We start from the raw sequence: 10,209 nt of genomic DNA on the forward strand, positions 1-10,209 counted from the left end.
AACCCTTATATAGAAAGGCATTTAGCGATTTTTGTCAATTGTTTTTGCTCTAGAGCGAACTAATCAATTAAGTCTTTTGCCAGATAAGGATTTAGTCGATTTATGCCCCCCTATCGAACCATAACAAGTAACGAAGAGCCGAAAAACTTTTTCAGCAAACCCAAAGTAGAGACAAAAATCTCAGCCAATAAAAAAGCTAAAAGAAGCGATACTTATCGGTAAAGTCAAAACCGTTAGCGACGAGACAATTATAAAGTCGGGGACAAGCTAAAGCTAGGGATTGTCCTCTTGAGCGATCGATATCATTAGTAAACTCGATAAAATCCCCTTGCAAAGTCATTAATTCTTCAGAATCGGGGCGAGGACGTTGTAAAGCGGCAATCACAGTCTCTAGATGCCATCGATTATCTTGATCACATTCACTAGCCAAAAATTGCTGCCAATCCCGGAAAGCTTCATCGATGAGGACTTGCGGCAACATATCAAGGGATAAAAATTTCGGCGACCAGACAATGCTATCTAAACAGAATCGCAGCGCATTTTCTTGACACCAACGTACTAGGTCTAAAATGCCAAAAATATTATAAGCTTGAGCAGTAGGACGGACGGATAAGGATATCTGGTCTTTTTGAAATGCGAAAATATTACGAGCGATCTTCTCCCATCTAGAGGGATAACGAATATATTCTTGTAGTTGACCGATCCCTTCCACGCTAAAAGCCAGTTCTACCGATAAAAACTGTTTGAGCATTTCCGAAAGACGACGATTATAGACAGTGCCATTGGTGCTGATGTAAAGCGAGATGTGTCCTGCGTGATCAGTGTCGATTAGTTTTTTGAGAATAGCTGGAAACATGGGATGGATTAATGGTTCACCCCCAGCAAATAGGAGTAAATTTAAACTCTCCGGATGAGCCAATATTTCCTCAAAAACCAGCTTTTCATTGGAAGACCACCGGGGATTTTCGGGTATACGGCTTAAAATCTCTCTCTCTTGTCCCTTACCCCTCTTTGTCTGGCTGACAATCCGCAAGTTATCGATATCGATACAGGGTTGTAAACCCCAACTACAGATTTGTTCTCCTTGATAATTGCTGAGTAAGGATTGCGGCTGCAATCGGTGCAGAAAATGTAGGGATAATTCTAAGCTAGAGATGGCTTCCTTAGTGGGAGCGAGTTTGATCGCTATTTGCCACTGACCGTGCGATAATAATTGTCGGGCTATTGCTCGTTTTCCTGCCATTACTGATAAATAACAGGGTTGATGACAATTTTTCCAGCCAGAAATTTCAATTAAATCGATGGCCGCTCCGTTTGCAGGTAAGGAAATGGTGACTTTTCCCCTTTTTACTGGACGGGTTAACTTTTCGCCACGCCGAGTTAGTTCACCCAAACCTGTATATTTGACTTCATCGAGGTAAACGGGTAAAAGTATCTCCGCACGGATTTGATCGCCAAACCATTGTGCTTGTATGGGATCTGCCGCAATCTGGGAGCTAAACATCGGCGAACACATTCGACATTTTAAATTACAAAGATTACCTAGCCACAGGTGCAAGGCCGAGGGCGGTGGTGCTTTGCCCCCCTCACGAACGATCGCCGTCGCCTTGTCCAAGATGCCCTCTTCTCCTGAAACCCGCCACAGTTGTTCAGCTTGGGTATTCATAATCTGGCGAAGGCTAGTCCCACCATCGGCTTCCGTGCTATAACATTGGCTACAGTCGGGGATTTTTTCCCCAGCCAGCATTTGGCTTCGCACCGAGCGCAGATAGTCGGAATTCCAAATCTGCTCGCAGGTAGCCCAGTGTAACGACAGACAACGCCCCTCTGACATCGGATTGAGATCGGTGCGACAACACAATTGCGCTTTCCCATCATTAACAATGGTCATCTGGGAGAAAGGGAGGATACAAAAGGTTTTTGGTAGCATCGGAAAAGGAGTGGGGAATTTTTCGAGTCGGGAGTGATCACTGATTACCGATCACTGATTCTAACCCTTGAGGGTCAAGGCGAGGCGAGCGAGGGCTTTTTCTAGGGCGCAGATGACCATTTGTATATCGTCCTGGGTGTGGCGATAGCAGAGGTTAAAAGTGCCATAGGTGCATACTTTTTGGCGTGCCAGTTCATAATTCATGAGATTGCGACAATAATCGCCAGAAAAGCCGTTAATTTCCCGAAATTTTAGCTCTGGGCGACAATCATGTCCCACTAAGGCGGACTCGATTCCACGGGTTCGACAAATTTCGCCATAGGCGGTTTTTAAAATACGACCTTTTGCTGCTAAGTCTTGACAGACTTGACGATCGCTAATCTCATTAATCGTTTCGATCGCCGCCACGATTGAAACCGCTTCTAGGCTAAAAGTCAGACCGTAATTAATCGATGACATTTGTTGTAGCCACTGCTCACGACCTACTAACACCGAGAGAGGTAGACCATTAGCGATCGCCTTGCCATAACAGGCCAGATCGGGTAGAATGCCCCAAAACTCTTGGGCGCCACCAATGGCCACCCGGAAACCAGAGACCACTTCATCAAAAATCAACAGCGCCCCTTCTTTTTGAACGATTGCTTGAATAGTTAACATAGTTTCTCGATCGGGAATTGGCCAAGCCATCGGATCGATAATCAGGCAGGCAATCTCCCCAGGATGCTCGACAAAAGCCCGTTGAACGCCCTCCACCTCTAAGACATCAAGACTAATAATTTGCCCGTAATGGCTACTCGGCACCCCCGGACATTGAATCGAGGCCATGTACCAATCCTGAACACCATGATAACCTCGATGCAGCACTTTAACCCTTCCCGTCACCGAACGAGCTAGTCGAACGGCCGCTGCCGTTGCATCGGAGCCATTTTTAACTAAGTGCATGGTTTCGGCACAGGGGATCAAGCGAGTCAGCAGCTCGTAGAGGTTTTGCCATTCCGGACCGACCATACCAAGGTTAGAGTATTTGAACATCTGTTCGGCCACAGCCCGCGCTACCCGTTGGTAGCCATGACCAAGAATATTGGAACCCCAACCAGACACCATATCGATGTAATCAATGTTATTAATATCTACCAGATGCCCGTCATAACCGCGGCAAAGACGCTGGGGAAAGCAGTGAGCTAAAATTTCCTCACTGGTCATCGGTTCTTGGCAGAGGGGCGACTCTTGACTATTTATTTCTTCCTGTTCCAGATTGTCTGCGAACAGTTCCTCAAAACGTCCATCCCGCGGTTTGCCCTGATCGATCGATTCCCATAGCCATTGGTTAATCCCTTTGGCTGATAATTTTGAGGCTATGGCCGCCGCATTTTGGCGCATCTGTTGGCAATTTTTCGGGTCTCTTAGCTGCTCTAGAGCCTGTCTTAAACTTTCCCCTTGATAATCACAGACAACTCCTAGATGAAATCGTCGGATAAATTGAGCTGCCGATGTGGTTTCCTGGCCCAAAACAATTATCGGGATATTCGCCGTAGCCACAGCAAAAATCATTCGCCACAATCGAGGGTTATGATCGCCTTCTGCTAATGCACCCGTCGGCAGCACTAAATAGGCATAGTTTCTTAATATTTGTGCCAGTTTTTCTTCTGGCAACAGACCACAGAGATTAATGCCTCGATTTTTAATTAGTTCTGAATGCTCCTCTTGCTGACGGTATTGATTGTCTTGATACCAATCTACCGTGCCATTGTACCAATCAAGTTCGATTCCTGCTGCCTTGATCGTGTTACATAATAAATCAAAGCATTGCTGACTGGAAATACTACCAATTAAAGCTCCTACATTGGCCGACCGGGAGTTAAGATTGGCTAATTGGGGAGTCGGGGAAATTAACTGCTCTGATACCAATGCGGGCAGTAACGAAAACTCCAATTGATATTTGGCTTCGTAGGCTGCTCGCAATTCGGGATGGGTGACTAGCCGTAGGGAACATTTACCTAAAAATTCCTCCATCAATTGATCGGGAATATTATTCACGCCAATATTTTGATCGTCCATAATGTAAGCGGCCAAGGGAACTTGATACAAGTCTTGCAGTACGATCGCTGTGATTAAATCCTCGGCCAGGTAAGGAACACAAAGAAGGCGCGTCACCTTATATTCATGGAAAATTCTGACGGCATGGACAGTGTTTTTCACCGCTTCTGGTCTTGACAAACCACGATTAGATAGACAAAGAGCGATTGCCCCCAAGTCCTGTTCTCCCCCATACAAATCCACAGAACGAATCGACAGAATATTGGCAGTGTCAGCAACTATTTTTTTGACTAATGCACCTGTACCATGGTGTTGATTGACTTCACAGGTGGTAATAACGATACTGGCATCAGTCATCTTTGGTTGGCTGAAACGGTACTTAGAGCCAAAGTCGCAACCGGCAGCGATGAGACGATCATAAAGTCTAGGACAGGCGACGGCGAGGGATTGTCCTCTTGATCGATCGATATCGTTGGTATAGCGAATAAATTCGTCTTGTAAAACGGCTAATTCCCTCGGTTCGGGGCGTGGTCGTTGTAAAGCGGCGATTATTGTTTCTATGTGCCATCGATTATCTTCATCACACTCTTGCTCTAAGTATTGCTGCCAATCCTGTCGAGCTTCATCAATGACCAGTTGCGGCAGCATATCTAGGGATAAAAACCTTGGCTCCCAAATGAGATTGTTTAAGATGTATCTCAGACCCTGTTCTTGACACCAACGCACCAGCTCTAAAATGCCGAAGATATTATAAGCTTGGGCAGTGGGACGAACAGATAAGGGAATATGGTCTTTCTGGAAGGATAATATATTACGGGAGATCATTTCCCACCGAGAAGGCGTTCGGATATATTCCTGTAACTGACCGACTCCCTCCACACTACAAGCCAGTTCTACGGATAAAAACTGACGCAGCATTTCCGAAAGACGACGATTATAGACAGTGCCGTTCGTGTTGATGTATAGCGAGATGTGTTGGGCGTGATCGGTTTCTATCAATTTCTTGAGAATAGTGGCAAAAGCTGGCTGAATAAACGGCTCTCCTCCCGTAAAGTTGATATGCTTGAGGCTTTCTGGATGGGCTAAGATTTCCTCAAAAATCAGCTTTTCATTGGAAGACCAATGGGGATTTTCAGAAATACGGCTTAAAAATTCCTTTGGTTGTCTCTTTCCGCTCTGTGGTTTGCTGACAATCCTCAAGTTATCGATATCAATACCCAGTGGAGAACCCCAACGATAGATATTTAGTTTCGCTGTGCGAGTGCTGGTTAAGGGCGGAAGGTGAAATACGGGCAGAAAATGCAGGGAGAATTCAAGGCGAGAACTAGGATTCCAGACTGGATCGGGTTTGACGACCACTCGCCATTCACCACTTCCAGCTAATAATTGTCGGCCCAACAGTTGGTCTTCTGTCATGACCAATAAGTGATACAGTTGCTTGCTCTGTTTCTGACCAGAGATTTCGATAAAATCCACTGGTTCTCCCTTAGCGGTCAGGGAAATCGTCACTTTTTGTGAGATTACTGGTCGGGTCAACTTTTCACCCTGCTTGTTCAGTTCACCGAAACCAGTGTATTCTACGCCCTTGAGGTAGACTGGCAGCAGAGTTTCTGAGCGCGGACGATCATCAAACCATTGCGCTTGTATGGGATCGCCAGCGATCTGGGAACTAAACATCGGCGAACACATCCGACATTTTAAATTGCAAAGATTGCCCAGCCACAGATGTAAGGCTGAGGGAGGTGGTGCTTGCCCCCCACGCTCATCAACGATCGCCGCTGCCCATGCCATTATCTGCTCCTCCCCGGCAACCGGAATCCTCTGACTAGGGTAACGGTTCATCACTTGACGAATGCTTGTGCTGCCTTCAGCTTCAAGGGTATAACACTTGGCACAGCTGGCTATCTTCTCTCCTGCCAGCATTTGCCGCCGCAGCTGACGAAAATACTCGGAATTCCAAATATCTTCTAAAGAAGACTGATGCAAGGAGAGAATTCGCCCTTCTGATACCAGATTAGTTCCATGATTCAGACTGCATAATTTCACCTTGCCATCGTTAGTAATCATGGCTTGGCAGAAAGGTAGAATACAAAATGTTTTGGGAAGCATATAGTATTTATCTTAATGGTGAGGTACAAAGTTTTCGTTTTGGGGAGTCGGTCTTCGATACCCAATTAGGTCGCACTTGATCTTGAGGAGAAACGCTGTACTTAAATCTAAAGTAAATTGGCAGCCGAAACAACAGAATATTTTAAAAATTTAATAATTGTTATTTTCTCAACAGGTTACGATAATGATGAAACTGCTTGAAAATGAGCGGCTAAAACTGGATGATGGTAATAGTATGTTCTGATCTCATCATAGTTAGAAATAAGTTCTTTGATGGTACCATGGGTTCTCTTATCGAACATCATGGGAATAGCGATCGGCTCGACCCCCAGATGAACTTGCAAGTTTTGGATAGTTTGCTCCCAATTAGCTATCATATCCTCGTAATTAACCACCATCTTGGCCTGATCCTGAAATAGATTGACAAAAAATTCTTCCGCAGCGCAATAATAATTGTAAAACCAGTCGAAGTACCAGAGGGGATATTCTAAAGAGAGGGAAGGTGGCTTAGTATCTTGGCCGGGGACGTACCAAATATAGGATTTTTCATTGGGAACAAACCAGATATTAGTTGCCATGGCAATCCGAAAACTCACAGCCGCCTCGACAATATTTCTCCTTAAAATAATGATTCTTAAATCCCCCATCGATCTTAAATGATCCCAGACGGGAGACCGTCGATCAAGTTGATCGTACATAATTTTAGTACCGTCAAAAACTCGAAAAAATTCCCTTGATAGCAAACTTAAATCAAATCGCTCACCATCGAGATTCTTCTGAGGGTTGAGGTAGGTTTCCTGTTCACCGTAAAGCTGATTAAAAGTCTCTTGGCGCCAATGAACCCAAGGATCATCTCCCTCTAGTTCTGGATTAAATAATTCCATTCCTTGACGCAGATGCGGATGAGCGCCTAGGGCTGTAATCAAAAGTGTTGACCCAGTTCTTGGATAGCAAAGAATAATAAATTTCATCGTTTTCATCAAGCATTTTTGGGGGCTACGGTTCCAAAATTCGGGCCAGTCAAAGACTAAACCCGAACTTGACCGAGTTTTTTAATCCTCTAAACTAATCTTGACTGGATTAACTTTCCAAATCTCTTGACAATATTCCCAGATTGTGCGATCGCTAGAGAATTTCGCCATGCGAACCGAGTTGAGAATGGACATCCGCGTCCACTTGTCCCGATCGCGATAAGCTTCACTTACCTGTTCTTGACAATCAGCGTAGGATTGATAATCAGCTAAAAGCATATACTGGTCATCGTAGAGGAGAGAATCGACGATCGGCCTGAATAATTCCTGGTCACCATGGCTAAAATAACCACTCTTGATTCGATCGATCACTCCCTTCAATTCGCGATTATTTTTGTAATAGCTCATCGGTTCATAACCGTGTGCCCTTTTAGCATAAACTTCTTCTGCTGTCAAGCCAAAAAGGAAGAAATTTTCTGCCCCTGCTGCCTCGCGAATTTCGATATTAGCACCGTCCAGAGTCCCGATGGTGAGGGAGCCATTCATGGCAAACTTCATGTTACCAGTTCCGGAAGCTTCCTTACCCGCCGTGGAAATCTGTTCGGAAAGATCAGCCGAAGGATAGATGCGCTGACCCAAAGAAACGTTAAAGTTAGGCAGGAAAACCAATTTTAAACGACCTCTGACATCAGGATCCTTATTAACAATTTCAGCTACAGCATTAGTTAACTTAATAATTAACTTCGCCATAAAGTAACCGGGGGCTGCCTTACCACCAAAGATAAAAGTGCGCGGCACGATATCGATGTGAGGGTTCTGTTTAATGCGATTGTAAAGGGCGATAATGTGCAGAACTGCCAGATGTTGGCGTTTGTATTCGTGAATCCGTTTTACCTGCACATCGAAAATCGAATTAACATCCACCTCGATATTGCGGGTTTTCAGCATATAAGCCGCTAAATCGGCCTTATTCGCCTGTTTAATTTCATACCAACGCTGACGAAATTCAGGATCATCAAGGTATTGTTCCAGTTTTCGCAATTCTTTCAGGTCTTTTAACCAATTGTCGCCGATTTTTTCGGTAAATAGTGCCGATAATTGGGGGTTGCTCAATAAAATCCACCGGCGCGGGGTGACACCATTGGTTTTATTGTAGAATTTTTCCGGCCAGAGCATGGCAAACTCTTTCAGGGTGTCTTGTTGCAGTAACTCTGTGTGTAAAGCGGCGACTCCGTTAATCGAGTGACTACCCACACAGGCTAAATTAGCCATGCGAATTTGTTTATTACCCCAACCAGCTTCTTCAACTATCGACAATTTGCCCAATAATTCCTCGTTATCGGGAAACCAAGTCCGCACATCGTCGAGGAAAAAGTGATTGATCAGATAGATAATTTCTAGATGTCGGGGCAGCAGTTTACCAAGTAAATCCGCCGACCAACGTTCCAGGGCTTCCGGCAATAGGGTATGATTGGTATAAGCGAAGGTTTTTTGGGTAATTGTCCAAGCTTTTGACCATTCTAAGCCGTTTTCATCCACTAACAAGCGCATTAACTCAGCGATCGCAATGGCGGGGTGAGTATCGTTCAGTTGAATAGCGGCGGTTTCGTGGAAATTTTGCAGATTTTTGTGGCTTTTTAGGTGAATGCGAATTAAATCTTGCAGGGAAGCGGCCACAAAAAAGTATTGTTGAGCGAGACGTAATTCGCGACCAGCGGGGGTGTTATCGTTGGGATAAAGGACTTTAGAAATGGTTTCTGCGTCCATTTTTTCGGCCACGGATTGATCGTATAATCCGGCGTTAAAAGCCTCAAAATTAAACGATTCACTCGCTTCTGCTTTCCAGAGACGCAAAGCGTTAACCGTGTTGGTTTTGTACCCTGGGACGGGGGTATCGTGGGGAATGGCTAAAACCCGACGTTCCGGCAGCCATTGTACCCGTTCCTGTCCCTTATCATCGTGATAGATTTCCGTCCGGCCCCCCAGTTTTACTTCCACACTTTCATCGGGACGGGGTAATTCCCAAGGATTGCCGAAGCGTAGCCAGTTATCGGGGATTTCCACCTGCCAACCGTCTTGGATGATTTGATGAAAAATGCCAAATTCGTAGCGGATACCGTAACCGATGGCGGGAATTTCTAGGGAAGCGAGGGAATCGAGGAAACAAGCCGCTAAACGCCCTAAACCGCCGTTTCCGAGGCCGGGATCCGGTTCCTGTTCGATAATTTCCTCAAAATCAAGACCTAATTCCTCGATCATCTCTTTGATTAGGTCGTAAATACCCAAATTAGCGAGATTATTGCCTAAATACCGCCCCATGAGAAATTCGGCGGAGAAATAGCAGACGAGTTTAACTTTTTCCTGTTTGTAGGTGTCGGTGGATTTCAGAAAACGACGCAGGAGGCGATCGCGAACGGTGTAGGCAAGGGCGACATAGTAATTGTAGGGACTGGCATTGGTGCGGTTAACCCCTTGCAAATAAAACAAATTGTCCAGAAAAGCCCGTTTTAGGGTTTCGGGACTCATGCCCGTGCGATCGTCTTCGACTAAAGTGGGGCATTGAAGTGCTTCACGCCCATCAGCTAGGGTATAGGTTGTCTCCATCGGTTTTTGTTGTCCATATATTCGGGAGTCGATCGCCGATCAGATCTGATGACGATCTCCTTTATAGTTTACTTGTTACCTTTTGGAGAGACTCAGACATTTAGATTTCTATTGGTTTTGAGGGGAACGGCGATCGCAATTGTCGACGAAAAAAGGGTGAACCCTATCCACCCTCCCACAATTATTTACAAAAAAAGCTTAATAGCGTTTTTTTCTGTCACCACCACCACCATTGAAGGGCGCGCGCTCTTCACGCTCGCGGGCCTGGTTAACTTTAATTGATCGCCCCATCCATTCAGCACCATCCAGTGCCTCAATTGCGGTAGTTTCCTGGGCTTTACTTTCCATTTCCACGAAGGCGAAACCGCGTTTGCGCTGTGTCTCGCGATCCACGGGAATATGAACCCTTTGAACCTGGCCGTACTCTTTAAAGACATCGACCAGATCTTCTTGGGAAATCTCGTAAGAGAGATTACCAACAAAAATAGACATAATACTTGAATCCTCGATCAATACTCGAAACGGTGTGGAGACACAAAATTCAGGGAGAAGCCGAAC

At 45.3% G+C, this 10,209-nt stretch carries 5 protein-coding genes; all 5 read right to left on the reverse strand.

From position 1 onward, the window contains the following. Positions 1-196: 196 nt before the first annotated feature. The gene (locus IM456_RS02255) at positions 197-1,930 is read right to left on the reverse strand and encodes a radical SAM protein (protein WP_149985950.1); all 1,734 of its coding nucleotides are present in this window, start codon (positions 1,928-1,930) and stop codon (positions 197-199) included. A gap of 60 nt (positions 1,931-1,990) precedes the next feature. Then, positions 1,991-6,076 (reverse strand): twitch domain-containing radical SAM protein, encoded by a 4,086-nt coding sequence (locus IM456_RS02260; RefSeq protein WP_287693324.1) that lies wholly within the window; start codon positions 6,074-6,076, stop codon positions 1,991-1,993. Between the two features lie 176 nt (positions 6,077-6,252). Continuing rightward, the gene (locus tag IM456_RS02265) at positions 6,253-7,047 is read right to left on the reverse strand and encodes a sulfotransferase (RefSeq protein WP_149985952.1); all 795 of its coding nucleotides are present in this window, start codon (positions 7,045-7,047) and stop codon (positions 6,253-6,255) included. Positions 7,048-7,128: 81 nt separating this feature from the next. After that, positions 7,129-9,651, reverse strand: a complete 2,523-nt coding sequence (locus tag IM456_RS02270) for a glycogen/starch/alpha-glucan phosphorylase (protein ID WP_149985953.1) — start codon at positions 9,649-9,651, stop codon at positions 7,129-7,131. Positions 9,652-9,849: 198 nt separating this feature from the next. Beyond that, positions 9,850-10,143, reverse strand: a complete 294-nt coding sequence (gene rbp, locus IM456_RS02275) for an RNA-binding regulator (RefSeq protein ID WP_287712733.1) — start codon at positions 10,141-10,143, stop codon at positions 9,850-9,852. Positions 10,144-10,209: the final 66 nt, after the last annotated feature.

Origin of the sequence: Microcystis sp. M079S1, assembly GCF_020246425.1 — a bacterium.
GTDB lineage: Bacteria > Cyanobacteriota > Cyanobacteriia > Cyanobacteriales > Microcystaceae > Microcystis > Microcystis aeruginosa.

Excerpts from the sequence above, each read along its gene's own strand:
- IM456_RS02260 (WP_287693324.1), bottom strand. The coding sequence starts at position 6,076 with ATGCTTCCCAAAACATTTTGTATTCTACCTTTCTGCCAAGCCATGATT.
- rbp (WP_287712733.1), bottom strand. The coding sequence starts at position 10,143 with ATGTCTATTTTTGTTGGTAATCTCTCTTACGAGATTTCCCAAGAAGAT.
- IM456_RS02265 (WP_149985952.1), bottom strand. The coding sequence starts at position 7,047 with ATGAAATTTATTATTCTTTGCTATCCAAGAACTGGGTCAACACTTTTG.
- IM456_RS02255 (WP_149985950.1), bottom strand. The coding sequence starts at position 1,930 with ATGCTACCAAAAACCTTTTGTATCCTCCCTTTCTCCCAGATGACCATT.
- IM456_RS02270 (WP_149985953.1), bottom strand. The coding sequence starts at position 9,651 with ATGGAGACAACCTATACCCTAGCTGATGGGCGTGAAGCACTTCAATGC.